The organism is Brevibacillus sp. NSP2.1, from assembly GCF_000470975.2.
GTDB lineage: Bacteria > Bacillota > Bacilli > Brevibacillales > Brevibacillaceae > Brevibacillus > Brevibacillus agri.
This window is the reverse complement of sequence record NZ_CP048274.1, coordinates 2,458,189-2,484,918: the sequence shown is the minus strand read 5'-3', so window position 1 is coordinate 2,484,918 and position 26,730 is coordinate 2,458,189. Positions and strand designations below refer to the sequence as shown.

30 protein-coding genes are annotated in these 26,730 nt (G+C 52.9%); 8 read left to right on the top strand and 22 right to left on the bottom strand.

Features of this window, described 5'->3' with window-relative positions; all coding sequences use genetic code 11:
- Nucleotide 1: 1 nt before the first annotated feature.
- The 3 genes from M655_RS12510 to pdhA all read right to left on the bottom strand — a co-directional run bounded on the left by M655_RS12510 (nt 2) and on the right by pdhA (nt 3,577).
- Nucleotides 2-1,405, bottom strand: coding sequence for a dihydrolipoamide acetyltransferase family protein (locus tag M655_RS12510; RefSeq protein ID WP_005835779.1), 1,404 nt, complete (start codon nt 1,403-1,405; stop codon nt 2-4).
- A gap of 102 nt (nt 1,406-1,507) precedes the next feature.
- Nucleotides 1,508-2,488, bottom strand: coding sequence for an alpha-ketoacid dehydrogenase subunit beta (locus tag M655_RS12505; protein WP_005835781.1), 981 nt, complete (start codon nt 2,486-2,488; stop codon nt 1,508-1,510).
- Nucleotides 2,489-2,491: 3 nt separating this feature from the next.
- Entirely contained in the window at nt 2,492-3,577 is a 1,086-nt protein-coding gene (gene pdhA, locus M655_RS12500) for a pyruvate dehydrogenase (acetyl-transferring) E1 component subunit alpha (RefSeq protein WP_007786964.1), read from the bottom strand.
- A 334-nt stretch (nt 3,578-3,911) separates the two neighbouring features.
- Here pdhA and M655_RS12495 point away from each other — a divergent pair, with 334 nt between their 5' ends.
- The gene (locus M655_RS12495; protein WP_026557286.1) at nt 3,912-4,646 is read left to right on the top strand and encodes an alpha/beta hydrolase; all 735 of its coding nucleotides are present in this window, start codon (nt 3,912-3,914) and stop codon (nt 4,644-4,646) included.
- Nucleotides 4,647-4,689: 43 nt separating this feature from the next.
- Here M655_RS12495 and M655_RS12490 read toward each other — a convergent pair whose 3' ends face one another.
- The 4 genes from M655_RS12490 to ltaE all read right to left on the bottom strand — a co-directional run bounded on the left by M655_RS12490 (nt 4,690) and on the right by ltaE (nt 7,470).
- Nucleotides 4,690-4,890, bottom strand: a complete 201-nt coding sequence (locus tag M655_RS12490; RefSeq protein WP_007786962.1) for a hypothetical protein — start codon at nt 4,888-4,890, stop codon at nt 4,690-4,692.
- Between the two features lie 19 nt (nt 4,891-4,909).
- A complete protein-coding gene (locus M655_RS12485) occupies nt 4,910-5,956 on the bottom strand; it encodes a peptide ABC transporter substrate-binding protein (RefSeq protein ID WP_051353888.1) in 1,047 nt (348 codons plus the stop codon).
- Nucleotides 5,953-6,174 carry a hypothetical protein gene (locus tag M655_RS12480; protein ID WP_005835787.1) on the bottom strand — a complete coding sequence of 74 codons (222 nt, stop codon included), beginning with the start codon at nt 6,172-6,174 and terminating at the stop codon, nt 5,953-5,955. The genes M655_RS12485 and M655_RS12480 overlap by 4 nt, the downstream gene beginning before the upstream one ends.
- 258 nt (nt 6,175-6,432) lie before the next feature.
- Nucleotides 6,433-7,470, bottom strand: a complete 1,038-nt coding sequence (gene ltaE / locus M655_RS12475) for a low-specificity L-threonine aldolase (RefSeq protein WP_026557287.1) — start codon at nt 7,468-7,470, stop codon at nt 6,433-6,435.
- A 130-nt stretch (nt 7,471-7,600) separates the two neighbouring features.
- Here ltaE and M655_RS12470 point away from each other — a divergent pair, with 130 nt between their 5' ends.
- Nucleotides 7,601-7,903, top strand: a complete 303-nt coding sequence (locus M655_RS12470; RefSeq protein WP_005835790.1) for a HesB/IscA family protein — start codon at nt 7,601-7,603, stop codon at nt 7,901-7,903.
- Nucleotides 7,904-7,976: 73 nt separating this feature from the next.
- Here the strand turns inward: M655_RS12470 and M655_RS12465 are convergent, their stop codons facing one another.
- From M655_RS12465 to yneA, 4 genes are all read right to left on the bottom strand, one after another.
- The gene (locus M655_RS12465; RefSeq protein WP_026557288.1) at nt 7,977-10,217 is read right to left on the bottom strand and encodes a HelD family protein; all 2,241 of its coding nucleotides are present in this window, start codon (nt 10,215-10,217) and stop codon (nt 7,977-7,979) included.
- 39 nt (nt 10,218-10,256) lie between these two features.
- Entirely contained in the window at nt 10,257-10,622 is a 366-nt protein-coding gene (crcB, locus tag M655_RS12460) for a fluoride efflux transporter CrcB (protein ID WP_005835794.1), read from the bottom strand.
- A gap of 99 nt (nt 10,623-10,721) precedes the next feature.
- Nucleotides 10,722-10,919: a DUF896 domain-containing protein gene (locus M655_RS12455; protein ID WP_005835795.1), complete on the bottom strand. Its 198-nt coding sequence runs from the start codon at nt 10,917-10,919 to the stop codon at nt 10,722-10,724.
- Between the two features lie 92 nt (nt 10,920-11,011).
- Nucleotides 11,012-11,353, bottom strand: coding sequence for a cell division suppressor protein YneA (yneA, locus tag M655_RS12450; RefSeq protein WP_026557289.1), 342 nt, complete (start codon nt 11,351-11,353; stop codon nt 11,012-11,014).
- A gap of 588 nt (nt 11,354-11,941) precedes the next feature.
- Between yneA and lexA the strand changes: the two genes are divergently transcribed.
- The gene (gene lexA / locus M655_RS12445) at nt 11,942-12,565 is read left to right on the top strand and encodes a transcriptional repressor LexA (protein WP_005835798.1); all 624 of its coding nucleotides are present in this window, start codon (nt 11,942-11,944) and stop codon (nt 12,563-12,565) included.
- A 61-nt stretch (nt 12,566-12,626) separates the two neighbouring features.
- Here lexA and M655_RS12440 read toward each other — a convergent pair whose 3' ends face one another.
- Nucleotides 12,627-13,112 (bottom strand): DUF456 domain-containing protein, encoded by a 486-nt coding sequence (locus M655_RS12440; RefSeq protein ID WP_005835801.1) that lies wholly within the window; start codon nt 13,110-13,112, stop codon nt 12,627-12,629.
- Between the two features lie 127 nt (nt 13,113-13,239).
- Here M655_RS12440 and M655_RS12435 point away from each other — a divergent pair, with 127 nt between their 5' ends.
- The 3 genes from M655_RS12435 to M655_RS12425 all read left to right on the top strand — a co-directional run bounded on the left by M655_RS12435 (nt 13,240) and on the right by M655_RS12425 (nt 15,222).
- A complete protein-coding gene (locus tag M655_RS12435; protein WP_026557290.1) occupies nt 13,240-13,806 on the top strand; it encodes a DUF4269 domain-containing protein in 567 nt (188 codons plus the stop codon).
- 342 nt (nt 13,807-14,148) lie between these two features.
- The gene (locus tag M655_RS12430; RefSeq protein WP_005835805.1) at nt 14,149-14,412 is read left to right on the top strand and encodes a CD3324 family protein; all 264 of its coding nucleotides are present in this window, start codon (nt 14,149-14,151) and stop codon (nt 14,410-14,412) included.
- Between the two features lie 171 nt (nt 14,413-14,583).
- Entirely contained in the window at nt 14,584-15,222 is a 639-nt protein-coding gene (locus M655_RS12425) for a FusB/FusC family EF-G-binding protein (RefSeq protein ID WP_025846005.1), read from the top strand.
- A gap of 614 nt (nt 15,223-15,836) precedes the next feature.
- Here the strand turns inward: M655_RS12425 and M655_RS12420 are convergent.
- Complete coding sequence (locus M655_RS12420) at nt 15,837-16,310, bottom strand: hypothetical protein (RefSeq protein WP_005835811.1); 474 nt, start codon at nt 16,308-16,310, stop codon at nt 15,837-15,839.
- Nucleotides 16,311-16,432: 122 nt separating this feature from the next.
- Here M655_RS12420 and M655_RS12415 point away from each other — a divergent pair, with 122 nt between their 5' ends.
- The gene (locus M655_RS12415) at nt 16,433-16,606 is read left to right on the top strand and encodes a hypothetical protein (protein WP_286086011.1); all 174 of its coding nucleotides are present in this window, start codon (nt 16,433-16,435) and stop codon (nt 16,604-16,606) included.
- Nucleotides 16,607-16,878: 272 nt separating this feature from the next.
- Here the strand turns inward: M655_RS12415 and M655_RS12410 are convergent, their stop codons facing one another.
- Together M655_RS12410 and M655_RS12405 are read right to left on the bottom strand one after the other, a co-directional pair.
- Nucleotides 16,879-17,868, bottom strand: coding sequence for an arsenic resistance protein (locus M655_RS12410; protein WP_026557292.1), 990 nt, complete (start codon nt 17,866-17,868; stop codon nt 16,879-16,881).
- A gap of 18 nt (nt 17,869-17,886) precedes the next feature.
- Nucleotides 17,887-18,282: a MerR family transcriptional regulator gene (locus M655_RS12405; RefSeq protein ID WP_007786942.1), complete on the bottom strand. Its 396-nt coding sequence runs from the start codon at nt 18,280-18,282 to the stop codon at nt 17,887-17,889.
- Between the two features lie 202 nt (nt 18,283-18,484).
- On the opposite strand from M655_RS12405, the gene M655_RS12400 reads away from it, so the two are divergent.
- Nucleotides 18,485-18,823 carry a hypothetical protein gene (locus tag M655_RS12400; RefSeq protein ID WP_238504402.1) on the top strand — a complete coding sequence of 113 codons (339 nt, stop codon included), beginning with the start codon at nt 18,485-18,487 and terminating at the stop codon, nt 18,821-18,823.
- Between the two features lie 278 nt (nt 18,824-19,101).
- Here the strand turns inward: M655_RS12400 and glnA are convergent, their stop codons facing one another.
- The 7 genes from glnA to infC all read right to left on the bottom strand — a co-directional run bounded on the left by glnA (nt 19,102) and on the right by infC (nt 26,540).
- On the bottom strand, nt 19,102-20,436 hold the full coding sequence (gene glnA / locus M655_RS12395; protein ID WP_005835665.1) for a type I glutamate--ammonia ligase: 1,335 nt from the start codon (nt 20,434-20,436) through the stop codon (nt 19,102-19,104).
- Between the two features lie 34 nt (nt 20,437-20,470).
- Nucleotides 20,471-20,881 carry a MerR family transcriptional regulator gene (locus tag M655_RS12390; RefSeq protein ID WP_005835664.1) on the bottom strand — a complete coding sequence of 137 codons (411 nt, stop codon included), beginning with the start codon at nt 20,879-20,881 and terminating at the stop codon, nt 20,471-20,473.
- A 320-nt stretch (nt 20,882-21,201) separates the two neighbouring features.
- Nucleotides 21,202-22,479, bottom strand: a complete 1,278-nt coding sequence (locus M655_RS12385; RefSeq protein ID WP_007786938.1) for a methionine gamma-lyase family protein — start codon at nt 22,477-22,479, stop codon at nt 21,202-21,204.
- An 8-nt stretch (nt 22,480-22,487) separates the two neighbouring features.
- The gene (gene hflX / locus M655_RS12380) at nt 22,488-23,780 is read right to left on the bottom strand and encodes a GTPase HflX (protein ID WP_025846016.1); all 1,293 of its coding nucleotides are present in this window, start codon (nt 23,778-23,780) and stop codon (nt 22,488-22,490) included.
- Between the two features lie 229 nt (nt 23,781-24,009).
- On the bottom strand, nt 24,010-24,969 hold the full coding sequence (locus M655_RS12375; protein WP_005835660.1) for an AAA family ATPase: 960 nt from the start codon (nt 24,967-24,969) through the stop codon (nt 24,010-24,012).
- Nucleotides 24,970-25,142: 173 nt separating this feature from the next.
- The gene (locus tag M655_RS12370) at nt 25,143-25,901 is read right to left on the bottom strand and encodes a DUF4184 family protein (RefSeq protein WP_026557295.1); all 759 of its coding nucleotides are present in this window, start codon (nt 25,899-25,901) and stop codon (nt 25,143-25,145) included.
- Between the two features lie 147 nt (nt 25,902-26,048).
- Nucleotides 26,049-26,540, bottom strand: a complete 492-nt coding sequence (gene infC, locus M655_RS12365; protein ID WP_005835657.1) for a translation initiation factor IF-3 — start codon at nt 26,538-26,540, stop codon at nt 26,049-26,051.
- Nucleotides 26,541-26,730 lie beyond the last annotated feature (190 nt).

Genomic DNA, 26,730 nt, shown 5'->3' with positions numbered 1-26,730 from the left:
CTTATCCCTCCATGACGAGCAGCGTCGGGTTTTCCAGAAGCTGCTTCACGTAGTTGACGAAACGCTGCGCAGGTTCGCCATCAACCAAGCGGTGGTCAAAGCTCAAGGACAGATGCAGCATTTGGCCAACCACGATTTCGCCGTTTTTCACCACTGGTTTTTCGCTGATGCGACCAACGCCGAGGATTGCAACCTCTGGGTAGTTGATGATCGGCGTGAAGAACATGCCGCCAGCGGAACCGATGTTGGTGATGCTGAAGGTAGAGCCTTTCAGCTCGTCAGCACTCGCTTTGCGCTCGCGGGATTTTTTCGCCAGCTCGCTGATTTCGCCAGCGATTTGGAAAATCGACTTGCTGTCAGCCGCTTTGACGACAGGAACGAGCAGGCCGTCTTCTGTCGAAGTCGCGATACCGATGTTGTAATATTTTTTGTAGATGATTTCTTGTTTTTCATCGTCAATGGAAGCATTCAGCTCTGGGAACTTTTTCAGACCCGCTACGACTGCTTTCACGATCATTGGCAGGTAAGTCAGCTTCACGCCGCGCTCTTCTGCGAGTGGTTTCGCATCTTTGCGCATCGCAACCAGTGCGGTTACGTCCACTTCGTCGAAGATCGTTACGTGTGGCGCTGTGTAAGCGGATTTCACCATTGCTTTGGCAATCGCTTTGCGGATGCCTTTCAGCGGAACGCGCTCTTCCAGTTCGCCAGCTTGTGCGCTGTAGTGAACGGTTGGCGCAGATGCTGCTTGGGCAACACCAGTTGGAGCCGCTGCCGGAGCTTCGACTGCTGCTGGAGCAGCCGTTTCTACTGCTTGTGCGGCAGGAGCGGATGCGACAGCGCCGCCCGCTACGAAGCGGTCTACGTCTTCGCGGGTGATGCGGCCGAGCTTGCCCGTACCAGGTACCAGTGTCAACTGCACGCCTTTTTCACGCGCGTATTTGCGCACGGAAGGAGTAGCCAACACGTGCTTGCGGTCGATTGGAGCGGCAACCGCTGTCGCTGTCGCTTGCGGCGCCATTGGCGTTTCCAGCGCCTGGTTTGCATTTGCGCTCACCTGGGAGCCGATGTCGCAGCCCGGCTCCATTTTGTCAGCAGCAGGAGCTGGTGCAGCTTCAGCCGCATGCGCATCACCGTGACCGTGGTCTGGCAGGTTTGGAATTTCGCCTTCTACTTCGAACTCGATCAAAGGATCGCCGACGACAGAAACAGTCCCTTCTGTCACTTTCAGCTCGACAACTTTTCCTTTTACAGGCGATGGAACTTCTACTACCGCCTTGTCATTTTGCACTTCCATAATGACTTGGTCTTCTTCTACGGAATCTCCGGGCTGTACGTGCCATTTGACGATTTCGCCTTCATGGATACCCTCGCCGAGCTCCGGGAGTCTGAATGTAAAACGACTCACAGTATCTCCTCCTTTTAAACACTACGCTTCAATGAACAGCCTGCAAATTTCGGAAAGAAGGCGGAAAGCTCTCAACTTTTCCGCCATTATGTCTGTTTCCGATTAAAAATCGAGCACTTGCGTGAGTCCGTCTACCACGCGTTTCACGTCAGGCAGCCAGATATCCTCTGCTTGTGCAAACGGATAGACTGTATCCGGCGCAGTGATACGCAGCACAGGCGCTTCGAGGTGGAGAATGGCGCGCTCGTTGATTTGCGCGATGATTTCCGCAGCAACACCGGAAGTTTTTTGCGCTTCCTGCACGACAATCGCACGGTTTGTTTTCTTCACGGATGCGACGATGGTGTCGATATCGAGCGGGCTGATGGTGCGCAGGTCGATGACTTCTACCTTCGCGCCGCGCGCTTTTTCGATTTCTTCTGCGGCTTTCAGGCTGGTATGCACCATAGCACCATAGGTGATGATGGTAACATCGCTGCCTTCTTTTACTACGTTCGCTTTACCCAGCGGGATGGTGTACTCGCCTTCTGGCACTTCTTGACGGAAGGAACGGTACAGCTTCATGTGCTCCAGGAACACGACCGGATCGTTGTCGCGAATCGCGGAGATCAGCAGACCTTTTGCATCGTACGGGTTGGAAGGGATAACCACTTTCAGACCCGGCGTTTGCAGCATCAAGCCTTCCAGGGAGTCAGCGTGCAGCTCAGGTGTTTTCACGCCGCCACCAAATGGGGAGCGGAACGTTACCGGGCTGGAAAAGCGACCGCCGGAACGGTAGCGCATACGAGTCGCCTGGGAAGCGATCGCGTCGAATGTTTCAAAAACGAAGCCAAAGAACTGAATTTCCGCTACAGGACGGAAGCCGTTGATGGACAAGCCTACAGCCAGTCCACCGATTCCGGACTCAGCGAGCGGCGTATCGAATACGCGCTGCTCGCCAAATTCAGCTTGCAAACCTTCTGTCGCACGGAATACCCCGCCGTTTTTCCCTACGTCTTCCCCGAAGACAAGTACGGTTTCATCGCGCTTCAACTCTACGCGCATTGCATCCGTAATGGCTTGAACCATTGTCATTTGTGCCATGGCTTATTTCGACTCCTTCGCCAGGAATTCTGCCTTTTGCTCTTCGAGTGCAGGCGGCAGTGTCTCAAACATTACATCGATCAGTTCGGTCACTTTCATTTTCGGCGTTTCGTCCGCTTTTTTGATCGCGTCCGCAACTGCTGCTTTTGCTTCTTCAATGACAGCTTCCTCGTCTTTTTCGCTCCAGAGGCCTTTGCCTTCGAGGAATTTGCGGAAGCGGATCAATGGATCGCGCAGTTCCCACTCGCTTTGCTCTTCGCCAGAGCGGTAGCGGGTTGGGTCGTCACCTGCCATGGTGTGTGGACCATAGCGGTAGGTCAGCGCTTCGATCAGTGTCGCGCCTTCGCCGTTCACGCCGCGTTCTCTCGCTTTTTTCACCGCGTAGTAAACAGCGAGGATGTCCATACCGTCGATACGCTCGCTGGCGATACCGGCAGCCACTGCTTTTACGGCGATGTTTTCAGAAGCCGTTTGCTTTTCGAACGGCAGGGAGATCGCGTAACCGTTGTTTTGCGAGAAGAAGATGACAGGCAGCTTGTAAACGCCTGCGTAGTTCATGCCCTCGTAGAAGTCACCTTGGGAGGTTGCCCCGTCACCGAAGTAGTTGATCGCCACGCGCTTTTCGCCGCGCAGCTTGTAGCCCATCGCCACACCTGTCGCTTGCGTACATTGCGCAGCGATGATGATTTGTGGCATCAGTACGTTGACGCCTTCCGGAATCCGTCCACCCTCGATGTGTCCGCGGGAGTAGAGGAACGCTTTGTGCATAGGGAAACCGTGCCATACCATTTGCGGAATGTCGCGGTAGCTTGGCAGGATGAAGTCTTCTTTGGAAAGCGCTGCCTCGGAGCCGATCATGCTTGCTTCTTGACCCGCTACAGGCGCGTAAAAGCCGAGACGACCTTGACGGTTCAGGCTGATAGCGCGTTGGTCCCACACGCGGGTAAAGACCATTCTACGCATCAGTTCACGCAACTCATCATCAGAGAGCTCAGGCATCAAGTCAGGACGAACAACCGTACCGTCCGGTGCAAGAATTTGCAGCGGGGCGTTGTTCTCTGTTTGTTCAACAGCAGTGGTTACGCTCATCTCATTCACCTCGTCACTAGAATAAGGGGCTTCCTGCCTGCCGTGCGCCCTGCCGCGTTTCACCGAGCAGATGCTCAATCAATGGCGGCGAGTGCGAACGATGTCGGAAGTGTCCCCAATAATGGAAAAAGCAGAAGAAAAGTTGTCTCGTGCAAGAAAGGGCTTACAGCGCCGTTTGCACCACCCTGTTATACTGCAGACAAATTGTCTGTTTAATGTGTTATAGTATTGATATTACAGGGTTTATTTCCTCTCTGTTATCATTTACTATAAAAGCTGTATCAGTTTTTTTCAAGGCTTAGTTTTACATTTGAGCAAACAGGAGTGTAAATCGATGTCTGAATATGTAAAACGAACGATCATAAAAGAAGAAGTGCCAAGCATTCATGTGGACACTCCCCGCTCGGTCAAAGTGTACCTCCCGCCGGGCTACAACGAGCTTCTGTCCTATCCTGTCGTCTACTGCCAGGACGGGAATGACTTTTTTACGATGGGACGAATCGCTACCATCGCCAACCAGCTCATTTTGGAGGAAGGCATCGAGCCGTTCCTCGTCGTCGGCGTCTCGGTAGACCGCAGCAAGCGGACGAGCGAATACTCCCCCGTCGGCGCAAGAAACGAAGAGTACAAACGCTTTTTTTGCGAAGAGCTGCTGCCGTACATCGAGGAGCGCTATCCCGTTAGGCGCGACAAAGCGTCCCGCGTGCTTGCAGGCGATTCGCTCGGAGGCACTGTGGCGCTGCATCTCGCCCTGGACCAGCCTGAGCTGTTTTCGCAGGTGCTTGCGCTGTCGGGAGCCTTTTTCCAGCCGACGCTCGACGCCATCCAAAGCCGCGAGAGCCTGTCCTGGCTGCGCATCTGGATGGTCGTGGGACTGGACGAAACCGCCGTGGAGACGCATATCGGAACGTTTGACTTCGTCGAATGGAACCGGGAAGCGAAAAAGCTGCTCACGGCCAAACAGGCCAACCTGTCCTATGCCGAAAAGCCGGGCAATCACGTCTGGGGCCTGTGGCAAAAGGAGCTGCCGGATGCCCTTCGCCACTTTTTCCCGCCGCCGCGCCTGTAGCCGCTTCCAGACTCGGCTGGCTTGGCGACGTGTCCGTTTTCGGCTAGAGCGAGCCGTTGATTTCCTTGATCTCTTCGTATCCGTAATAACGGCCATCTACCATGTAAATGCCCTGGTGGGTGGCTTTTTCAATTTCTCCTGCTACCTGCTGCGCATTTTGGAGAACGATGTTGACGATCTTGCTCTCGTCGCGCTTCATCTGGTTTTGCAGCCGCTCACGCTCTTTGGCCGATATCATGTTCATCCCTCTTTTCCCTCAAGAGTCAATGGCTATAGTATTTCTTTGGAAGAAGGGAAATACACGCGAACGACGGAGAAAAACCCCCGCCATGCCGCAAGAGCCGCTCTTGGACAGACGGGGGCTTTCTGGATTTATTTTTCGCTCTTTCAAGCCTTCTTGCGAGCAGCTCCGTCGCCTTGGCGGCATCTTCCTTGAAGTAATCGTTGCTGCTGAGCTTCATCGAGGGCGGCACCCAGGCGTAGGCAGCGGGAACACCCGGCAGGACAATTCCGTCGACCAACGGCTGGCGCTCAATCGCGTAGGAAAACGCCTGGCGAATTTTTTTGTTCGTAAACGGCGGCTGGGTCGTATTAAACGTAACCGCTACGGTATTCGGATACGGGTCGAGCACAATTTTGCCCTCATCCTGCAAGCTTTGCAGCAAATCGACAGGCAGCGTATAGGCAGGGTGGCCGCCCCAATCGAGATCGCCGGAATCAAACAGCGCTTGCAACGTGTTGGTGTCGGTAATCATGCTCCAGACGATCTTGTCCAGCTTCACCGCGTCTTTGTCATGGTACTTGTCGTTTTTGACCAGCACCAGCTTGTTTTTATGCTCCCAAACATCCATCTTGAACGGGCCGTTTCCGATGTAGTTCTCGGGAGAAGCCGCCCAGCCCGGATTGGACTCGACCGTTTTTTGGTGCAGCGGGAACAGCGTCGGGAAAGCGGTCAGCTCGAAAAAAAACGGCGCGGGCGAATTGAGCTGCACTTCCAGCATGTGGTCATCGAGCGCTTTGACCGCGACGGCATCCTTGCTTCCTTTTCCCGTGTTAAATTCTTCCGCTCCTTTGATGAAATAAAGCATGTAGGCGTACTCCGAGCCTGTTTGCGGGTCGAGATTGCGCTTCCAGGCAAATTCAAAATCGTGCGCGGTGACGGGATCACCGTTGGACCAGAGGGCGTCTTTTTTCAATTGAAACGTGTACGTCAGCATATCGGGGGAAACGGAGTAGTTCTCGGCCAGCGCTCCCGCAATCTTTCCGTCAGGCCCGTAGCGCGTCAGCCCTTCAAAACAGGCCGTAATCACGTCAAAGGAAGTCCCGTCTGATGCCAGGCCCGGGTCTGCCGTCGGCGTTCTCCCCCTTCCGCATTCCAGTTCAAGACCATCTCTTGCGTTTTGGCTTGCTCGGATTTCGTTGTTTCTGTGCCCTGGTTGTCAGTTGCCGACGGCTGGGACGAACTACAGCCTGCAACGAATTGAAAAATCAGAAACCCAATCAATAGCGCGCCTGTTCGTTTCTTCAACTCTCGCGTCCTCCTCGTCTGTGTCGAGTTCGCGAAGATGACTGATTGACAGTCTTTTGCTCTCCACCATGCTATCGCATCACCGCAAAAAAGGAATCGGACGAGTTGGTAGAAAATCATGTGCTAGCGGCGAAAGATTTTTATACATATTGTCAAAAAATTCATTCTATTTCTTCAGCGCTTCCCAAGCAACAAGCCAGTCCGCCCCTTGTCTGGTGCTGGACTGGCTTTTCGCTCTCGCTCAAACAGCCTGTATCGTTACCCGGAACACTTCGCTGCTCCCAGCAGCTTCTCTACGACTTCCAGCACTTTGGCGACGCTTTGCTCGTCGATATGACGGTGCGTCGTAAAGCGGATCACGTATTCGTCGAAGTCGACCGCCAACACCCCTCTGTCTGCGAGCCGCTGCAAAAAGTCAACCGCTGTCTCCTGGATCGAATCGGTCCTGACCAGCACGATATTCGTCTCGACAGGCTCGACAGTCAGGGACAGCTTGCGAAAGCCTGCGGCCAACTGCTGTGCCCGCTCGTGATCTTCACGCAGCCGCTCGACCATCTCGGTCAAGGCGATGATTCCCGGCGCAGCCAAATAGCCCGCTTGGCGCAAGCCTCCGCCGAGCTTTTTTCGCCACCATCTCGCTTCTTCGATAAAAGCGCGGTCCCCAGCCAAAATGGAGCCTACGGGCGCACTCAGCCCTTTGGACAGGCAAACTTGAACGGTATCCGTGTATTGGCTCAGTTCGCAAACGTCGACTCCTTGGGCGACCGCCGCATTGAACAGCCTCGCCCCGTCTAGATGAACCGGAATCCCGTGCTTTTGCGCCACGTCATAGACGCCCTTCATCTGCTCGACAGTGACCACCGCGCCTCCAGCCCGGTTATGCGTATTTTCCAGGCAAATCAATTTCGTTCGCGGAAAATGAATGTTGTTGCCGCGGATCGCTTTTTCCACGTCTTCCGGGCGCAAGGCACCGCGCTCTCCCGCGAGTGTCCGGGTTTGCACGCCAGCCAGAGCCGACATCGCTCCCCCTTCGTAATAAAAAATATGCGATTCCGCTTCCGCGATCACCTCGTCACCATTGACACAGTGGGTCAGCACAGCGACCTGGTTGCCTTGTGTGCCGCTGGTGACAAACAAGGCCGCCTCCTTCCCGAGCCGTTCCGCTGCAAGCTGCTCCAGTCGGTTTACCGTCGGGTCTTCGCGATAAACATCATCGCCCACTTCGGCTTCCGCCATCGCGCGAAGCATCGTTTCAGTCGGTTTCGTGACGGTATCGCTGCGCAAATCCATTTTCATAAAAGCGTCCCCTTCCGCATGTTCGTCTAGCAACTCTATGTTCCAGAACACTTTCCACATTGCAACTGCAATTCCCTCTTTGCTAAGATGGAGAAGAAACTCACATACATACAGTTAGGAGACTTGACCGATGAAGGTAAAGATCACTCGCAATGCAGCGAAGCAACTGACCACGATCATGGAGCAGGAAGAAGACAAAGACCTGAAGCTGCGTGTCTATATCACTCACGCGCACGGCGATCATGCACACTACGGCCTGGCGCTGGACAAACCGACCGAAGAGGATGAAGTAGTCTCCACTGACAAGGAAATCGACGTTGTCGTGAAAAAAGACGAGCCGCTTCTGGACGGCATCATCGTCGACTACCTGTATCTGCCGCAAGAAGGCTTCGTCATCACCAACCCGTCCAAAGGAAACACAGGCGACCATTAATCGCTTTGAGCCACACACGCAAAAACCCCTCTGCTGCTTATTCAGCCAGAGGGGTTTTTACTATTTGCCACGTTCAAGCCTGCGTGTACAGCTCGGGCGAAAGCTCAGCCAGCAGTGGCGCCTGCTCCCCTGCCATCTTCGTCAGCACGAGGCGATGCACCGGCCTGGTCATCGCCACGTAGAGCAGCTTCGCGTCCCATTCGTTGCTTTGATACGCATCCACATCGACCACGATGACCGCGTCAAACTGCAAGCCTTTTGTCAAATAGGCAGGCATCACGGTTACGCCGCCCGGAAACTGGTTGTCTTTGCTGCCGAGCAGCGTCAAATCGGCAATGCTCTTTGCAAGCGCCTTGTGCGCCTTTTTGCTCGCCTGAATCGTCTTGGTGACGATCGCGATCGTTTGCAACCCTTCCTTTTGCAGAGCGGCCACCCGGGAGCTGACTTCCGTCCACAGCTTGGCGCGCGAATCGGCCTCGACCATGACCGGCTTTTCGCCATGGCGCAAGACGGGCTTCGCCAAGACGGCTTCCGGCAGCTCAATCTGCCGCAGCACTTCGTTGGCGCACAGCATGATCTCAACTGTCGAGCGATAGCTTTGCGCCAGCGTGTAGTAGGCGGGACGAAGCTGTTCGAAAATACCCTGGGTCAGCTCCTCCCACGCGTGAATGCCGCGGTAGCTGTGAATGCCTTGGGCGATGTCGCCGACAATCGTCAGCGAGTGGCGCTTCGTCGCGAGCGCAATCACGGCAATCTCCAACGCGCTCAAGTCTTGCGCTTCATCCACGACGGTATGGTCGAAATGCCCGGCCTTGTTCATCCCTTCGATGATATGCTGCAAATACAACAGCGGCGCGATATCCTCCGCTTCCAGCCGCTCCTGGGCAAACAGCGCCGCAGAAGACCGGCTCACATCGCGGACCACTTCGTCGGAAATGTCCGCAGGGACAAGCTTGCGCAACAGCTCCTCCTCTGCGATCAGCTCGCGGTACGACTCGAAAATGTCCAGCCGCGGGAAGGAGACGAGGTACGTATCCAAAATTTGCTCCAGCATTTTTTCAAACTTGGCCAGCCCTTGCTTGTCGAGGTCGACTTTTCGCTCGCGCAAATGCGAAAATAGCTGTTTGTTCATCTCCTGCTTCAAATGCTTGCGCAGCGCATCGACGCGCCGATGGTACGGCAAGGACCCGAACTGCTCCAGAAAAAACTGCCGGATCGTCTCGCCCGGGATGGAGAACACTTGCTTCGTCTTGTTGTAAAGAAAACTCAGTTTTTTGAACGGGATTCTCGTCTCGATCACGTAGCGTATGTACTCTTCCATGGCTTCCCGGCACGCCAGCGAGCCTTTGAAACGCAGCCGATGGCGGGTGATTTCCTGCTCCCGCTCGTCCTGCCCTTCTTCAAAAAACAACTGCAGCGGTTTGTCCGGGCTCACGATCCGCCAGCCTTTGGGCATGAGCGGCTTCACGAGCCGCGCCGCCCAGTCTACAAACGTCGATTGCTGAACATCGTCGACGCCAAGCTCGGGTAGCACCTCTGATATGTACGTCAGAAACATCCGGTTCGGGGCGAACACCATAAATTTTTTCGACATCATCGTATCCTGGTAGTTGTAAATCAGGTACGACAGCCGATGCAGCGCAATCGTCGTCTTTCCGCTGCCCGCAACCCCTTGCACGACGATCGGCCGATCTTTTTCCGCGCGAATGATGTCATTTTGCTCCGACTGGATCGTCGCGACGATATCTTTTAAGCGGCTGTCATTCGTCAAGTTCAGATTGGCGTTCAAAAATTCGTCGATGAAGCCTTCCTGCAAAAACTCGTCCGGGTGCCCCATCTCGCGGTTGATCGTCTCTTTTACAGCGCCATCGTAAATCCCGACGATTTTTCCGTCCTCAATCGCGAAGTTGCGCTTCAATCTCACCTCGCCGCGCACGATCTCGCGCCCCATCCGGTAAAACGCATCCTTGCTCTCTCCGGAATAATAGAGACTGGCAATGGGCGCTCGCCAATCCACGACGATCGAATCAAACGTATCGCTGCGGACGATCCCTCTTTTTCCGATGTACACCTGGTCAAGCTCGTAAACCTCGTCCTTGAGAAAATCGACTCGGCCAAAGTACGGCTTGTCGCGTCCGTGATCCTCCAAATAACGCAGGTCTTTTGCCTTGCTTGCGTTCACGACCTGCTTGACGTAATCGTCGGTCGCTTCCCGAATCTCTTCGCGCAGCCGAGCGATCTCCCCATCGATCAATGCAATCGTCTCATCCAGCTTGTTCTGTTCTGCCTCGTAATCGCGGTGTTGGGTACTCACACCCATCCCCCCTCTCGTCTTTTATCAATGTGATGGTCGTTATTGCATTTGTCTGGCAAGCCAGATTCCCGCGGCACAAGAGAGCAGGCCGACCACGATACTGAGCAGGGCGTAAACGAGCCCGCGCAGCCATTGTCCCTCTCCCCAGAACGAAACCACTTCCAGCGAAAATGTGGAAAACGTCGTGAATCCGCCCATAATGCCTGTCGTAAACAAAAGATACAGCTCAGGCGAGAAGCCTCCCCGCTCCTTGCCGATCACAAACAAAACGCCGATGGCAAACGAGCCAATGATGTTCGCCAGCCACGTGCCTACAGGCCAGCCCGGCTGATTGGCAACCAGCGCCAGCACATAACGAAGCAACGAGCCGACTGCTCCCCCAACCGCTACAGCCACCCATGCCATTGGTCCCCCTCCTCAATTGCAAAACTGGCAGAAGTCGTCAGGAACAAAAAGACACCCGAGCGTCAAGCAAGGATGTCTGCCGTATCAATACAAGTAAGTTTACTGTTTTGGACGATTTTCCTCAAGATCTTCCACATAGCGGATGGAATCCAGATTCGCTCGAAGCGACATCTTGACCGCATCGATGTACTTTTGGCGCAGAGCTTTTTGCTCCTGCTTCTCCTCGTCAGTCAAGCCAACCTCGCGAGATTTCTTGACCAGTTCGTTGATTCGTTTAATTTCTGCGTCAGATACCACGTTCCGGTTCCTCCCACTCTGTAGTAATGCCGCTTTATTATATCATATCAGTCGGAACTGGCAAGAGAGCGGATGGCGGGCAAGTGCTCGAATCAGTCCGTTTCCGGGATGAACAAGGTCTGCCCCGGATAAATGAGATTGCTGTCGAGGTTGTTCGCCATTTTGATATCGAAAATCAGATCGCGCACATCCACCTTTTCCGAATGATGATGGCGCACAGCAATCGTCCAAAGACTGTCGCCGGAGCGAACGGTCACTTCTTTTCCTTTTAGCGTCTCTTTATGCGCAGAAGAGGCAAACACCAGTTCGGTAAGCAAGTAAAAAAAGAGAGAGAACGTCAGCAAAAACAAAATAGCTTGTCCTCTCGTGATGCCCAAACGGACGCGGCGAGGCTGCTTTTTCTCGAAACGGTTATGGATAGACATGGCATTCATAATATGACCCCCTACAAACATACGTTCTATAAGTTCGTATCCCTATCATAAATGAGAACATATGTTCATGTCAATACAAAAACCGCCGTCTCGCAAATTCGCGCGGAGCTGCTGTGCGCAGCCGTTTTTGCTTCGGATGACGCTGCCGGGCGACTCTATTGGGGTGGATTTAGCTCGTTTCTAGCTGGTTGCTTGCTACCTGAACAGAAGTCCAAGTGTGCCGCGTTGGTGCGGTTTGTGGCTTGGCGTAAGCTCGGCTCTTCGGTACTGGAGCGGCTGGCGGTTTGACGTGAGCTCGACTCTGCGACAGTGGAGCGGCTTGTGGCTCGACGTAAGCCCGGCTCCGCGACGATGGAACTGTTTGCCGACTTGGAGTTAGCCCGGCTCTATTACAATGGAACGGCTGCAACTTACGGCTCCGGCCGCCCGCCCGCGCTTTTTTCGAGATTTGGCCGATGCTGTCGAATCAAATGCATTTACCCTGTCAAAAATTCCTGTTCGCATCAAAATCGAACTTATGTTTGTCGAACGCAAGCTCCCATGGTATAATATAGGAAAACATGTTCGAGAAATCAGGGGTGTCTCTCTATGTCAAAATTATCCAGCAGACAACAAGCCATAATCGAATTTATTCGCAAGGAAGTCCGGGACAAAGGCTATCCTCCATCCGTCCGCGAAATCGGCGAAGCTGTCGGACTTGCCTCCAGCTCTACTGTGCACGGTCATCTGGCGCGCTTGGAAAAGAAAGGGCTGATCCGCCGCGACCCTACCAAGCCTCGCGCCATCGAACTGCTGTCTGAGGAAGACCGCTTCCAGGACAACTTCGAGGACTCTGTCGTTCGCGTTCCCGTCATCGGGAAAGTAACCGCCGGGCAGCCGATCACCGCGATTGAGGACGTCGAAGAGTACTTCCCGCTTCCAGAAAATATCGTGACTTCAGACAAGGTGTACATGCTGCGGATTTCCGGGAACAGCATGATCGACGCCGGTATCCTGGACGGCGACTACGTAATCGTGCGCCAGCAGCACGTCGCCAACAACGGCGATATCGTCGTCGCCATGACAGAAGAAGACGAAGCGACCGTCAAGCGCTTTTTCAAAGAGAAGAACCACTTCCGCCTCCAGCCGGAAAACGCGACGATGGAACCGATCATTTTGGACAACGTCACCATTCTCGGAAAAGTCATTGGCGTCTATCGCCTCATCCACTAATCGTTCCAGCGCATGAAAAAAGGACAGCCTCCGCTGTCCTTTTTCGTCTCTATCATTATATTTATCTGGCAAGGAAAAACCAGACGATCATGCTCACCTGCAACACGACTTTGACAACTGCGCTTCCCAAAAAGCCGATCAGCGAGCCAAAGCCTGCCTTTACCGCTTTCTCTATCGGCTGCTTTTGCACGAGCAACTCCACCAGCACCACGAGCACGAACGGCATAATCAGCATCCCGAACGGCGGGAACACGAAGATTCCGAGAACAATCCCTACGGCCGCAGCCACCGAAGACCATTTGGAGCCGCCGTACTTTTTCACGAAAAACATGTTGGTCAACAAATCCGCACCGTACAGCAAGATACTGAGCACCACCATCCCCCACCAGAAAGACGCTGGCAACCCCGCTCCCGGATCGGCTATGAAAAAGTGGTAGAGCAAAAAGCCTGCCCACAGTAAAATCGTATCGGGTAGTACTGGCAAAAATATACCGGCGATACTTAGCGCGAAAAGCACCAACACGATAATCCAAAGAACAATATCCATTCTCTATGCACTCCTCTCACATAGGTAATACGAGAAAAAGCCGATTGAAGTTGCACTCTTCTTTTGCGAATCCGTGAGGCCGTCTGCGAGGAGTACCTGCCTATTTTAACGAAAGCGGAGGGTTACTATGACGCGAAACTGGCGCGACCTATCTTATTTGCACAACGGGACACCGAAACAAAAAGCTGCGGGCCAGGCCATCGCCCAATCCGCGGTCATGCAGCGGCTGCAAGCGTTCGATCCCGTGCTCGCAGGTACGATCCCTCTGGACATCGACATTGCGGACAGCGATCTGGACATTATTTGCGAGTGCCACGACCTCGAGCAGTTTGCCGACGTCGTCCGCGCTTCGTATGCGGCGTATGAAGGCTACGAGGAAGCTCGTCTGCTCGTGCAAGGCGTGCCCACCTGCCTGATTGCGTTTTTTGCCTGCGGCTTCTGGTTTGAGCTGTTTGCCCAACCGCGCCCGGTCGAACAGCAAAATGCGTATCGGCACATGGTCGTCGAGCACCGTTTGCTGCTGCTCGGTGGCGCTGACGCCCTCCGCGCCATCCGCCAGCTCAAGCAAGACGGCCTGAAAACCGAACCTGCTTTTGCCTCCTATTTTAACATTCCGGGAGACGATCCATACCAGGCGCTGCTGGATGTGGAAAAGTGGACGGAAGAACAGCTCCGCACTCTTGTGACCAGGTAAAGAGTCCCCCGCTCCTTTGTCGCATAGGCGGACGGCGCGCGCGTGGCGAAAAAATCGCCAGAGCCGCGGTGCAAATGGCGGACAGATGATTTATAATGGGAACTACTGCGCGGGCACTTGGCGGCGCGCAGGGAGAAAACGCGAACGAGGGGGTGTGTGGTTGGTGAATGGAATTGGTTTGCCAGATACTGCAGCGTCTCATGCAAAGCCTGGGAATAAGGCGATACTTTGCATGAGGTGGACAGTCGTTTAGACAATTCATCGCCTTCTCTAACGTATCTCATTTCTTATTTCCTGGCTTTGCCCCTTATTTTTCACTTTAAAAATAAGGAGCGAGCGGAAATGAAATATGTGAATGCAGCCAGCATGCTGCCAGAAACCTTGATCGCAGAAATCCAAAAGTACGTGCAGGGAGAAATCATCTACATTCCGAAACCGAAGACGGCCCATCACAAATGGGGGACCCGGACCGGCGGCAGAAAACAGTTGGATGAACGCAACAGCGCGATCCGCAACGCTTTTCGCGAAGGCGCCTCCATCCAGGAGCTGGCCGAGCAGTACTTTCTCTCGACGGAAACGATCAAAAAGATTGTGTATGCCAAATAGACAAAAGCACTGGCGCGTCCACGAGACGGTCAGTGCTTTTCCTATGCCGAGTTCTTTTTACAATCGTTCTTTCCCTTTGCAGCGCACTCCGCTCCTTTTACAGTAGAAGGTACAAACACCATCACGACTCCTCACGCCCGACGGAGTACGCTGCAAGGAGGAACCAGAAAGATGCAACCATTTATTTCACCCCACCACTATCACTTCATCAAAGCACAGGTGCAAACCTTGTTGAACGCATACACAAGCAGCACAGACCCTAACGTCATCCGGGCCCGCAAAGAAATCGCCCAGGAATCCGTGTTCCAGCTCTTCCCCGGCATGACAGAGGAACAAAAACAACTGCTTGCGCCACTCGCAGCCATCAAGGAAAAGAACGAAGCCAAACAGTTTTTGCTGCGGCTCTCGCCGTATATCATCCCTTTTCCCGCTTTGACCGAGCAAGCGATCAAAAAAATGTTCCCGAAGGTCAAGAAGCTCAAGCCGCCTGCGACAGCGGAAATCCCGTATGCCGAAACGTCGTATGTAAGCTGGTTCGACAGCGGGGCAGACAAAAAGTACATTATCGCCTACTACCCTGACAAGCTGATCGGCATTCACGGCGTTTTTACTCCCCTGCCCAAAAAAGGGATTTGTGCGATCTGCAACAAAATTACCGACATCGGCATGTTCGTCCTGGAAGCGCGGGGGGCGGGCGACGGCACGTATTTGAAAAAAGGAAACTACTTGTGTCAAGACAGCGTCACTTGCAATCAAAATATTCGTTCGCTGGAAAAACTGCATGATTTTCTGGCTACGATGGTCAAATGAGCAGAAACACGATCATGCGCGAAAAACAGTGGCGGCTCCTTGTTCAAGCTTAGCGAACAAGGAGCCGTTTTCATAAAAAATACCCCTCAAGCAACTCAAGGGGCAGTTGACGGCAAACGGGCGAGAGGATGCATTCGTTCTTTTGACCGAATCTTTGATGAAGCCCGCTATCTTTGCGAAAACTGCGCGGAGAAATAGAGCTTCCACAAAGGCCACGCCATCAGGAGGGCGATTTTCATCGACAATGGCGTCCATCAACGGAAAGGGAGGATTTTCCTTTCGGGTACCTTTACTATACTTTGCTTCTCTATTTGCTGTCTCCTGACCAAAGTTAGGTGAGGTTAATCTTTTTCACGGGAGTTGCTAGCGTTTCTCTTATTTTGCCAGCGTGGCGAGTACATCCAAACTGTTCCGCCACTCGCTGTTTAGGCGGGGGAACTGCCCTCTCAGCTTCCATTGGCTTGAGCATGGTACAGCCAGATAGGCCGGTCGGAAGCGAGATAACGATTGTTTCGGCATGCCGGGCGAACTGAATGTACGTGGATCGGATAGGTTAAGCCCCGCTAGACAAAAATGGTTCGTCCAAAGCGGCGGGCAAAAGAAGGATGCGGCTGTTACAAGTAGTCGAAAAATCGGTTCCACCAGGTGTATTCGCCGATCATCGCTTGATTTTTCCCATCGTACAAGGTGTTCAGCTCGTCTGCGGGGATGTAGCGGTAGCCGTTCTCCTGCAGCGTGGCGATGATGCGGTTCAGGTCTGGTTGCTTTCCCGTCTCGTCAAAAGCGCCATGGATCGTCACGAACCGTCCAAAGGCCGAAAAGCGGATCGCCAGCTCGTAGCACATCGCATAGCTTCCCCCGCTCGCTTTCGCATCGTGTTGGCTTTTTTCCAGGATGTACATCTCTGCGAAAAACGAGGCGTCCTGTACGCAGTCGTCCAGTTCGAAACGGTTGTCTGTTTCAGCTTCCAAGCGGGCTTTTACCATTTTTACTTGCTGCATTTCTTTTCGGTAATCGAAGTCTTTCGGGGCATACCATTCGGCTGCGTCGTCGAAGTGGAGCAGGAGTTGTTTTAGTTGCGGGTTCATAAAGGTTCCTTTCCTATAAGAAACAATGTTATCTTTTTGATTTTGTACCCTTTACAAAAAATAGAAAAGAATCCTTATTCATGTTATGCTCTCACTAGCTAGGCCACAAAGGAGAGATTGACATGGGAAAAAGCATTTTGATCGGGCTGGCCGTTTACGTCATCGGCATCATCCTCGTCTCGGCTACTACCGCCATTTATAACGGAACTCCTTCAGAGTTGTCTTATTTGCGCGCCATATCGTACGCAATTATTTACCTCGCAGGCGTCGTCGCTGCAGCGCTGTGCTGTTCGTGAAAAAGCGCCAGAAATAGTTCCTCGCCAACAATGCTCGGATTCCCTCCTGGCTCAATCCGTTCTGGTCAAAAAGAACAAGAGGGACTATTTTCATTATAAGCAGCTTGAGTGCTGTTTTCATGGTAGCTTCTGCTTTCTCTCTTTTTAGCTAGTCCGGAAAGCAGGAAATCGCCAGTTCCTTCTGATCCACTCCCACTCTTGGTTGCAGGAGCGGATCAGCCTCGTTAAAACCCCAATAAAAAATGTTCTACTAACTCATTTATGTAAACGAATCACTTTTGTTTCTCCGCAATTCCCTCCGCCCCTCGCAAAAGCACCTTTGGAACCAGCCGAATATATACTAGCTCCCCAATCAGCTCTACAATGGTTTGCGTCACGATCACTGCCGACGCCACTCCGTTTAGCGGTTCCGGCAGCGCCAGTGCAAACGGAAGAACGACCAGAGAGTTACGCGTGCCTGCACTAAAAATCAAAGCTCGCCCTGCTCCGGTATCCAAACGGAATAGATGGGAAACAATCCGCGCAATAATCGGTGTAATCGCCATATATGCTGCATAGACAGGAATCACTTGGATGATCGAATCAAAAGAGCTATACAGTTTGGCAATTTGCGAGGCAACGACAACAAAAAGCGTTAGCGCCATAAAAGGCACAGGCAGCCATGCTGTCGCATCAAGAAACCGTTCTCCCCGTGGTTGTCTTGTTGACCACCATTGCGTAAGTAGAGCAAGAATCAGCGGGACGACAATAAGCCCGAAAAACGCTTCGAGAAATGGCCCGACACTCACGATTTCTGCTGCTTTCTCGCCCATAAAAAGCCATAGATAAACGGGCAAAAAAAGCATTTGGGTGACAAAAAGGATCGGGGTTGAAACCAACACGAGTTTCTCGTTCCCACGCCCAAGATGGGTGAAGACAATCACATAGTCAATGCAGGGGGTAAGCAAAACAAGAAATACCCCTAACAAGATTGCTGGATCGGCCGGAAGAAACCGCGTTAACCCCCAGACAAGGACTGGTACGGCTATGTAGTTGACGAGAAGGAGCGCATACATAAACTTTCGATTCGAGAGTGCCTCTTTTAAACGAAAAAAAGGGATTTGGGCAAACATTCCATACATCAAGATGGCAAGCACGAACGAAATCGTACGATCAAGGCTCTCGCCTGATTCTGGCCATAACAACCCGAATCCAGCAGCAATCACGAGCACGAACGCATAAAGCCACACTTGATTCTTTTCTAATTGTTCTCTTGAAATCATTTCTCGCCCAGCCCTTTCCTATCGCGAACCCGTAGTTTCTATTTTTTTCAGGCATTCCGACCACGTAAGGCATTTGCAGCTTAGCCCGCTGTCTAATATTTGTATCATCCAATCAAGCTGTTTTTTTCTTTCCTCAAGTTGGGAGCGTTTCTGCTTCGCCATTTGTTCCCAGCGCTCAGACAGTGGTCCACTGGTTTCAAAACCTTCTAGCAAAATCGCGATTTCCTGGATGCTAAAGCCTGTTTGCTGCGCGATCTTGATAAAACTGATACGTTCGAGTAGTTGTTCATCATACCGGCGTTGCCCATTTTGACGTTCCGGAGCAGGAAGCAAGCCAACGGATTCATAGTAACGCAGCGTCGATGCGTTTACCCCTGCCCTTGCCGCAAGTTGCCCAATGCTAAGTCCAGACATAACAACTCCCCCCTTGACTTAAAGTTAACTTTAAGTTTTACGATTCGATTATATCTCTTTGCGGAAGGTGCTGTAAATGAAATCAGTTGCTAGTTGCATACGCTCTGTGCTTGTGCTTTTCCAGTCAGTGGTGCGGTAGCTCTGGGCGTTCAGCTTGTAGAAAATCAGGCATTCTTGCTGAAACGTGAAAGGGGAAGACAAAATGAGCCCAAAAATGCCTATCGCTTGTTGCCACACAGTCTTTACGGAAGCGGAGCGAGTGGAGTACAAAAGCATTTGGGAAGAGCTTGATTCGAGAAGGATTAGCATTGCGGAGCTTGAAAAAGGGGTTCAGTATCAATTTCCGGGGGATCAAGATACGTTACGGCTTGTGCAGGAATGGGTGCGGCTGGAGCGAAAATGCTGCCCGTTTTTAACGTTTACGGTCATTGCAAGCAGCGAAGAGAACCCGATTTTGCTGGAGCTTACCGGAAACGAAGAAGCGAAAGCATTCTTACGCAATGAAATGGAGGCGGAAATGAAACGAATAACATGCAAATAAAAAAAGCTCCACGATTAGTGGAGCATACTTTCCCAGTCTCGCCTGGTCCGTTTGCAGGTGCTGGTGTGATATCCCAACCTGCCGGATATGTTCGTCCACATTTCCAAAAAATTAAAACAGATAGGATGGACAAATTTGAAAAACACATATTAACAATCTACAACTAGAAAATTTGTGGGCGAATTGTGGGCAAAAGCAATACATCGACGTGAATTTCGAAAGCTGCCCACAAGAGCAAAAACCCCTCGCACCAGCAGGCGCAAGGGGATTTTTCCATTTTAGTAAGTGCTCATGTACTGCTCGCGCTCCCAGTCGTGGACGCGTGTGCGGAACATATCCCACTCGATTTCTTTTGCTTCGATGAAGTGTACCAGCGCGTGCTCGCCCAGGGCTTCGCAGATTACTGGATCGGCTTTCAGGCACTCGATCGCTTCCTTGAGCGTAGCTGGCAGGTTGACGATGCCGTTTGCTTCGCGCTCTTCTTCGGTCATCACGTAGATGTTGCGGTCGATCGCTGGTGGTACAGTCACTTTGTTTTTGATGCCGTCCAGGCCGGCTTTCAGCATGACAGCCAAAGCGAGGTACGGGTTTGTTGCCGGGTCTGGGCTGCGCACTTCGATACGGGTTCCCATGCCGCGGGAGGCTGGGATACGGATCAATGGAGAGCGGTTTTTCGCCGACCATGCCACGTAGCAAGGTGCTTCATAGCCAGGTACCAGACGTTTGTACGAGTTCACGAGCGGATTGGTGATCGCTGTGAAGCCGCGAGCGTGCTGCAAAATACCTGCGAGGTAATGCTTCGCTGTTTGGCTCAGGCCCATTTCGTCTGTCTCGTCGTAGAACGCATTTTCGTTGCCGCGGAACAAGGATTGGTTCGCGTGCATACCGGAGCCTGCCACACCGTAGAGCGGTTTTGGCATGAAGGTTGCATGCAGGCCGTGTTTTTGCGCGATCGTTTTTACAACCAGCTTGAAAGTCAAAATCTGGTCTGCTGCTTGCAGCGCGTTCGCGTATTTGAAGTCGATTTCGTGTTGGCCTGGCGCTACTTCGTGGTGGGAAGCTTCGATTTCAAAGCCCATTTTTTCCAGGGTCAATACGATGTCGCGACGGCAGTTTTCGCCGGTGTCGAGCGGAGCGAAGTCGAAGTAGCCGCCTTGGTCGTTCAGATCGAGCGTAGGATCGCCTTTTTCGTTGAGCTTGAACAGGAAGAATTCAGGTTCTGGTCCCACGTTGAACGCAGAGAAGCCCATTTCTTCTGCTTCTTTCAACGCGCGCTTCAAAATATAGCGAGGGTCACCCTCGAACGGAGAGCCATCCGGCATATAGATATCACAGATCAGACGTGCAACTTTCCCATGCTCGTTGCCCCACGGGAATACAACCCAGGTGTCCAGGTCCGGTACCAGATACATATCCGATTCCTCGATACGAACAAACCCTTCGATGGAAGAACCGTCAAACATCATTTTGTTGTCCAACGCTTTTGGCAGTTGGGACAGAGGAATCTCCACGTTTTTGATAATCCCCAGCAGGTCAGTAAACTGCAGACGGATGTATCTCACGTCCTCTTCCTGGGCCAATCGCATAATGTCTTCTCTTGTGTACTTGCTCACATTTCTCTCCTCCTGTCTCTCTCACAACTTTATATCAGTGGAAGAAGCGGGATAGCTCTCCACGAATCAATGCGTCCTCGCCTGGGCGGGCAGCATTGCGATACATGATCTGTTGTCTGAGCAACTGGTGCAGTTCCTTGTCAGACATGTCCTTGCGCTTGCCTTCGGACGTTTGCGTAATCTCCGTCGGCTCGGTGACCGGTTCTTGCAGCTTCAGCACTTGCTTGATGCCGGCAATGTTGAGTCCTTTTTCGATCAGTTCCTTGATCTCCAACAGTCGGTCTACATCATTGAAGGAGAAAAGCCGCTGCTTCCCTTCCGTGCGAGCCGGTTGAATCAGGTCATTTTGCTCGTAGTAGCGAATCTGTCTCGCAGTGAGATCGGTCAGCTTCATGACGATCCCAATGGGAAAGAGGGCCATATTCCGGCGAAGGTCATCACTCATGACTTGTCCCTCCTCTATCGTTATCCTTATGCCTTATTTTATGCAAAAGCATAAACACTGTCAACGGATGTTAGAAAATATCACGCAGAAAGTGACCCGCATTGGTAAAAATCCACGTTTGTCCCGCGCTGCCAGGCACTCGAACCCCGGCGCTTTCGCTTAAAACCGCCTCATGAGGACATTGAGCCGCTTGCTTTTTCCGCAGTCGGCGCTTCCTGCGGGGAGCTACCCGCTCTCCGGCGTGTCAGCCGCAAAAAAACGGCATCCCCTGCGTAGAGAATGCCGTCTCGTCTATGACCGCGCCGTCGCTTGTACCCGGTTTACTTTTCAGGCAGGTCGAGCAAGCCTTTTTCCAGCATGCCGTTCAATGCCGTTAAAATCCCCACTTTGACGTGCGAATACGTCAAACCGCCCTGCACGAAGCCGAGGTACGGGGGACGAATCGGGCCATCTGCGGAAAACTCGATGCTCGCCCCTTGAATGAACGTCCCCGCAGCCATGATGACCGGGTCTGCGTAGCCGGGCATTTCGCTCGGATACGGCGTCACGTGTGAGTCGACCGGGGCTGCCTTTTGAATCCCTTGGCAAAAGGCAATCAGTCGCTCGGCACTGCCAAAGGCGACAGACTGAATCAAGTCTGTCCGCGGCTCGTGCCAGAGCGGGTTTGTCTGAAAGCCGAGGCGCTCCAAGAGAGCCGATGAAAACACCGCGCCTTTGAGCGCTTCGCCGACGACGTGCGGCGCAAGGAAAAAGCCTTGGTACATTTCCAGCAGCGAGTACAGCGAAGCTCCGCCCTCCGCACCGATGCCTGGCGCTGCCATCCGGTACGAAGCAAGCTTGACGAGGTCTTCCCGGCCGACGATGTAGCCGCCCGTTTTGACCAGCCCGCCGCCCGGGTTTTTAATCAGGGAGCCGGCCATGATGTCCGCGCCCACGTGCAGCGGCTCCTGCTCTTCCGTAAATTCGCCGTAGCAGTTGTCGACAAAGACGATCACATCCGGCTTCATTTCTTTGACAGCGCGAATCATTTCCCGGATTTTGGCGATCGTGAAGGACGGACGATCCGCGTAGCCGCGCGAACGCTGGATGCCGATTACTTTTGTATTCGGCGTGATCGCTTGCGCTACCGCGAGAAAATCAATCTCGCCCTCAGGCGTCAGCGGCACGAAGCTGTACCCGATGCCGTAGTCTTTCAGCGAGCCTTGTCCTTCGCCGCGCACCCCCACGACCTCCTCCAAGGTGTCGTACGGTTTGCCCGTGATGTAGAGCAAGTCGTCGCCAGGACGCAACATGCCGAACAAGGAAATGGCAATCGCGTGCGTGCCGGATATAATGTGCGGCCGAACCAGTGCCGCCTCTCCGCCAAAAACGTCTGCGTAGATTGATTCCAGCGTAGCCCGCCCGGAATCGTCGTAGCCGTAGCCGGTTGACGGTGAAAAGTGAAACTCGTTTACTTCATGCTTTTGAAAAGACCGCAACACCTTCAACTGATTGGTGTCCACGAGCGCGGAAATTTGACGATGTCTTTCGGAGATCGTCGCTTCTACTTCCAGTACGAGCGGACGAAGCTTTTCTCCGTGGGAAAAGTATTGAAACATCTGCTATCTTACCAACTCTCTTCAACAGTCTCTGGTTTGTCCAGGAGAAAAGGAGCGATCTTGCCGTAGATCGGATTGTCCCGGTTCACGCGCACGGTGACCAGGTACGATTCTTCCTCTTCGCTAAATTGCTGCTCCATCTCCACGCCTTCGCGGTGCAAGAGCGACAAAATGTCCCCGCGCTCGACCGGGACGCGCAACTTCATTTCATTATAAGAGGAAAGCACAAATTGTTCGATCCTCGCCAAAAGCCGTTGCTGATCTTCTTCGCGAATGGCAGAGACGAGAATGGATTCGTCTGCATGCGGCAGGTAGGCGCCTTCGGTCAGCAAGTCCGCCTTGTTGAATACGACGAGCTGCGGGATTTCTTCTGCTTTCAGCTCGCGCAAAATTTTGTCCACGACTTCCATGTGCACGCGCAAATCCGGGTGGTGGCTGTCGACGACATGCAAAATCAGGTCGGCTTCCTTCACGCCCTCCAGTGTGGAGCGAAAAGCGGCGACAAGGCTCGTCGGCAAATCTTGAATGAAGCCGACTGTATCCGTCAGCAGCACTTCCAGGCCGCTCGGCAGCACGAGCTGGCGGGTCGTCGGGTCCAGCGTGGCAAACAGCTTATCTTCCTGCAACGTGTTGGCCTGTGTCAACTGGTTGAGGATCGTCGACTTGCCCGCGTTCGTATAGCCGACCAGCGCAATCTGGAACACGTTGTTTTTCTTGCGGCGTTCCCGATGGAGCTGTCTCGTCCGGACCGTGTCGTCCAACTGCTGCTTCAGCTCGCTGATCCGCTTGCGAATGTGGCGGCGATCGCTTTCCAGCTTGGATTCACCCGGACCGCGCGTCCCGATTCCGCCCCCGAGCCGGGAAAGCTGCTTGCCCTGGCCCGCAAGACGCGGCAGCAAATAGTTGTACTGGGCCAGCTCGACCTGAATCTTCCCTTCGCGCGACTGCGCTCGCCCCGCGAAAATATCAAGAATGAGCTGGGTCCGGTCAATGACCTTGCAATCAAAAATTTTGTCCAGATTGCGCGTCTGACTCGGGGACAGCTCATCGTTGAAAATGATGACGTCCACATCCAGCTCATGCGCCTTTTCGGCAATTTCATCAATCTTGCCCGTCCCCAAATACCAGGCAGAGTCGATTCGATCTCTGTTTTGCGTCACGACATCGAGCACTTCGACGCCAGCCGTTTCAGCCAGCTCGTGCAGTTCTTCCATGGAGAGACGTGTCCGTTCCTCATCACGGCCATCCAGGTAGCACCCGACCAAGATCGCAGTTTCTTTTGTTTTGATAAGTTCGTTCACCGATTCACGCCCTTTCTTCTCCCTATCATACCACATTTTGCCCATTTCGTTACGGTCGCGATGCACCCCGCCCCTATTCGCTACAGAACAAAGCGCAGGGTTAGAAAACTTGGCTGCGCCAAGCCTTTGGTGCAGCTTTAGTTGCCCTTATACTGGATAAGAAGCTTCTAGAATTCTTATCTGTAAAAAAATCCCCCGCAGCGGAGGGATCGGATGGATCGTAGAGAAGTCACACTTGAAAGTCCTCGGCTCTTAGCCGCTGCAGCTCTTCCCGCGTCAGCTCGTTTGCTTTCATCAGCCGGACCGCCTGCACCCGGATCGCTTTCTCGATGCAATTGCGCACGAACCGAGCGTTGCTGAAATTTTGCTGGAACGGGTCATTCACGATTCCGGTCAGCAGACGGCGGATTTTTTCTTTCGCTTCTCTCGTCAGCTCAAAATCCTTTTCGCGGGTCATCAGAGTGGCGATGTCCAAAAGTTCTTCCACACTATAATCGGAAAAGTTGATGTGAACCGGAAAACGGGAAGGCAAGCCGGGGTTCAGCTCCAGAAACTGCTCCATTTCGTCGTTGTACCCGGCAATAATACAAATGAAATCTTTGTTCGAGTCTTCCAGCGCTTTCGTCAGGCAGTCAACCGCCTCCTTGCCGAAGTCTTTTTCGCCCCCTCTGGCCAACGAATACGCCTCGTCGATAAACAAAATGCCGCCGAGTGCCTTTTTGACCAGTTCCCGCGTTTTTTGCGCCGTATGGCCGATAAATTCACCGACCAGATCGGCCCGCTCCACTTCGATCAGATGGCCTTTGCTCAAGATGCCCATTTCGCGGAACATTTTGCCGAACAAACGGGCAACCGTCGTCTTGCCCGTGCCCGGGTTGCCTTTGAACACCATATGAAACACTTGCTTTTCAATTTTCAGGTGATGCTTTTCCCGTTCCTTGTTGATTTTTATCAGCGCGTAAATCTCATACATGGTCTTCTTCGCTTCTTGCAGACCGATCAAATTTTCAAGCTCATCAAACAAGGAGGCCAATTCGCTGGGTGCGGATGCATTTACGTATTCGGGCAGCGTTTCGGGCTTCTTGATGGATAAATCGTTGCGCTTGAAAACGACTTGAATCCTGTTTGAGTTGGAAGAGGTGGAAGCAGAGCTGGGATCAATGGAGAGACTGCTTTCCGAATGTCTCATGTTCGGTCACCTGCCTTTGTGCATCACTCTAAACGTTCGTTCGTCCCTGCCTGTCAGTCCTTACAGATGCGCAGCCATGCTTTATGTTCAAAAGTGTCATCCAGTTTGGGCCAGTGCGAATACATGCTTTTTCAGCCATACATTAATATACTCAGAAGCTAGGCAAACCTGCCCTATTTTTTCAAACCTGGCCGATTCGCCAGCGGAGCAAGCAGACAAATCCCGAGCAGGCTTCCGGACAGAAAAGGAACGACCTGCTGCAACGGATGAATCAGGGGAGACACCCCTTTCACGAAAAAGGCATGCCAAACGACGACGCCCAGTCCGATTACAGCCACTCCTAGCCAGAACAGCCCTTTTCCGTACAGTGTGGCCTGTTTGATCTCGACGTGATCGTTCTTGCGTCCGGTGCGCCAGAGCACAAACGCGATGGCAAGCCCGCCCAGCAGCGTGCTGCCGTGCTGTAGCAGCTTGTAGACAGGCACGTCGAGAAAAAGGAGCGGGATGCGCTGTTGCAAAAAAGCGAACCGTTCGACCATGCTGCCTCCGTCGTGGGTAAAAGCATCCCAGGCGATATGGCTGTAGCTTCCGAGCAGCGCGGAGTAAGCGAACACTACCAGCGATACCCACGTCCGCCTGCGGCTTCGTGTCTGCGGCCGCCCGCTAGCCAAGCCTTTTGCCGCCCACAGCGGCAAGACGGCGAGCAGTCCTTTTTCGACGATGTAGCGGTACAAAACATACAGGACGATCACGAGCGGAAGATCAACGCAAAACAGGCCAAGCAGCGTGTGGCTGTAGACGCTGCACGGCTGCATGCGCAAAAAATATTCAAAATCCGGCGCCATGCTGCCAAAGACGAGAGCCGGAAAGGATACCCATCCCAGTCTGCGCAGCGGCAGGACGATCGCCGGGTGCGAAAAGGTAAACGGCATGAAATCACTCGCTTTTCTGTTTGGTGGTTGCTTGTCTTTTCTATTAGAAAAAGACGCGGCAAGCAAGCCAATGGCTACACTTGCGAAAAAAAGCCCGGCCGAAGCGACAATACCATCTGTCACTACGAGCCGGGCCTTCCCGTACAGCTATTGCTCCTTCGGAAGCAGGACAGCGACCACTTGCTTGCCGCTTACTTGAATGCCTTTTTCCTGCACGCCGCAATGCGCAAGCTCTTTTACGAGTTGCTCGATCAATTTTTTCGCTTCCTGGCTTTCTTTTTTCTCCAGGCGCACGGTCAATTGCACCGCGTCCCCTGCCGCGAGAATTTTTTCCGCTTGCCGCTTTTTCGTATCGTAGTCGTGCTCTTCGATATAGGCGCTCAAGCGAAGCTCCTTTACTTTTCTGCCTTTTTCCTCTTTGCGCTGCTTGGCCTTTTCGCGGTTGAGCTGCTCTTTATAGTTCGTGCGGCCAACCAACTGGCACGGCGGCGGGCTTGCGGCGAGCGAAAGGCAAACGAGGTCGACGCCCTGCTCCTTCGCCATTTGCAGCGCGACTTTCGTGTCGACGATCCCGAGGTCCTCTCCGTTCACGCCAGTCAGGCTGACTTCCGCCGCTTTTATTTTTTCATTCAAAATCATCGCGTTGTCACCCTGTCCTTTCCTGTTTCGGAATGGTTAGTTTCTACAACCGCTACTTTCTCTCCTTCCTTCGGAGACAACATTCTTTTACTCCCTCATGACGAACGTGCTTCGTTTTTGTATAATAGATCAGTATTGACTGTGGATTGAGAGTCATTTACATTAATTTTTAGTTAGCCAGCTAACAAAA

Excerpts from the sequence above, each read along its gene's own strand:
- ltaE (WP_026557287.1), bottom strand. The coding sequence starts at position 7,470 with ATGAAAATGGATTTGCGCAGCGATACCGTCACGAAACCGACTGAAACG.
- M655_RS12430 (WP_005835805.1), top strand. The coding sequence starts at position 14,149 with ATGAAATATGTGAATGCAGCCAGCATGCTGCCAGAAACCTTGATCGCA.
- M655_RS12390 (WP_005835664.1), bottom strand. The coding sequence starts at position 20,881 with ATGAGTGATGACCTTCGCCGGAATATGGCCCTCTTTCCCATTGGGATC.
- M655_RS12490 (WP_007786962.1), bottom strand. The coding sequence starts at position 4,890 with ATGAACATGATATCGGCCAAAGAGCGTGAGCGGCTGCAAAACCAGATG.
- M655_RS12425 (WP_025846005.1), top strand. The coding sequence starts at position 14,584 with ATGCAACCATTTATTTCACCCCACCACTATCACTTCATCAAAGCACAG.
- M655_RS12375 (WP_005835660.1), bottom strand. The coding sequence starts at position 24,969 with ATGAGACATTCGGAAAGCAGTCTCTCCATTGATCCCAGCTCTGCTTCC.
- lexA (WP_005835798.1), top strand. The coding sequence starts at position 11,942 with ATGTCAAAATTATCCAGCAGACAACAAGCCATAATCGAATTTATTCGC.
- M655_RS12405 (WP_007786942.1), bottom strand. The coding sequence starts at position 18,282 with ATGTCTGGACTTAGCATTGGGCAACTTGCGGCAAGGGCAGGGGTAAAC.
- M655_RS12440 (WP_005835801.1), bottom strand. The coding sequence starts at position 13,112 with ATGGATATTGTTCTTTGGATTATCGTGTTGGTGCTTTTCGCGCTAAGT.
- M655_RS12470 (WP_005835790.1), top strand. The coding sequence starts at position 7,601 with ATGAAGGTAAAGATCACTCGCAATGCAGCGAAGCAACTGACCACGATC.
- M655_RS12415 (WP_286086011.1), top strand. The coding sequence starts at position 16,433 with ATGGGAAAAAGCATTTTGATCGGGCTGGCCGTTTACGTCATCGGCATC.
- M655_RS12505 (WP_005835781.1), bottom strand. The coding sequence starts at position 2,488 with ATGGCACAAATGACAATGGTTCAAGCCATTACGGATGCAATGCGCGTA.
- M655_RS12495 (WP_026557286.1), top strand. The coding sequence starts at position 3,912 with ATGTCTGAATATGTAAAACGAACGATCATAAAAGAAGAAGTGCCAAGC.
- M655_RS12385 (WP_007786938.1), bottom strand. The coding sequence starts at position 22,479 with ATGTTTCAATACTTTTCCCACGGAGAAAAGCTTCGTCCGCTCGTACTG.
- pdhA (WP_007786964.1), bottom strand. The coding sequence starts at position 3,577 with ATGAGCGTAACCACTGCTGTTGAACAAACAGAGAACAACGCCCCGCTG.
- M655_RS12400 (WP_238504402.1), top strand. The coding sequence starts at position 18,485 with ATGAGCCCAAAAATGCCTATCGCTTGTTGCCACACAGTCTTTACGGAA.
- M655_RS12420 (WP_005835811.1), bottom strand. The coding sequence starts at position 16,310 with ATGAACCCGCAACTAAAACAACTCCTGCTCCACTTCGACGACGCAGCC.
- M655_RS12370 (WP_026557295.1), bottom strand. The coding sequence starts at position 25,901 with ATGCCGTTTACCTTTTCGCACCCGGCGATCGTCCTGCCGCTGCGCAGA.
- yneA (WP_026557289.1), bottom strand. The coding sequence starts at position 11,353 with ATGAATGCCATGTCTATCCATAACCGTTTCGAGAAAAAGCAGCCTCGC.
- M655_RS12435 (WP_026557290.1), top strand. The coding sequence starts at position 13,240 with ATGACGCGAAACTGGCGCGACCTATCTTATTTGCACAACGGGACACCG.
- M655_RS12410 (WP_026557292.1), bottom strand. The coding sequence starts at position 17,868 with ATGATTTCAAGAGAACAATTAGAAAAGAATCAAGTGTGGCTTTATGCG.
- crcB (WP_005835794.1), bottom strand. The coding sequence starts at position 10,622 with ATGGCATGGGTGGCTGTAGCGGTTGGGGGAGCAGTCGGCTCGTTGCTT.
- infC (WP_005835657.1), bottom strand. The coding sequence starts at position 26,540 with ATGATTTTGAATGAAAAAATAAAAGCGGCGGAAGTCAGCCTGACTGGC.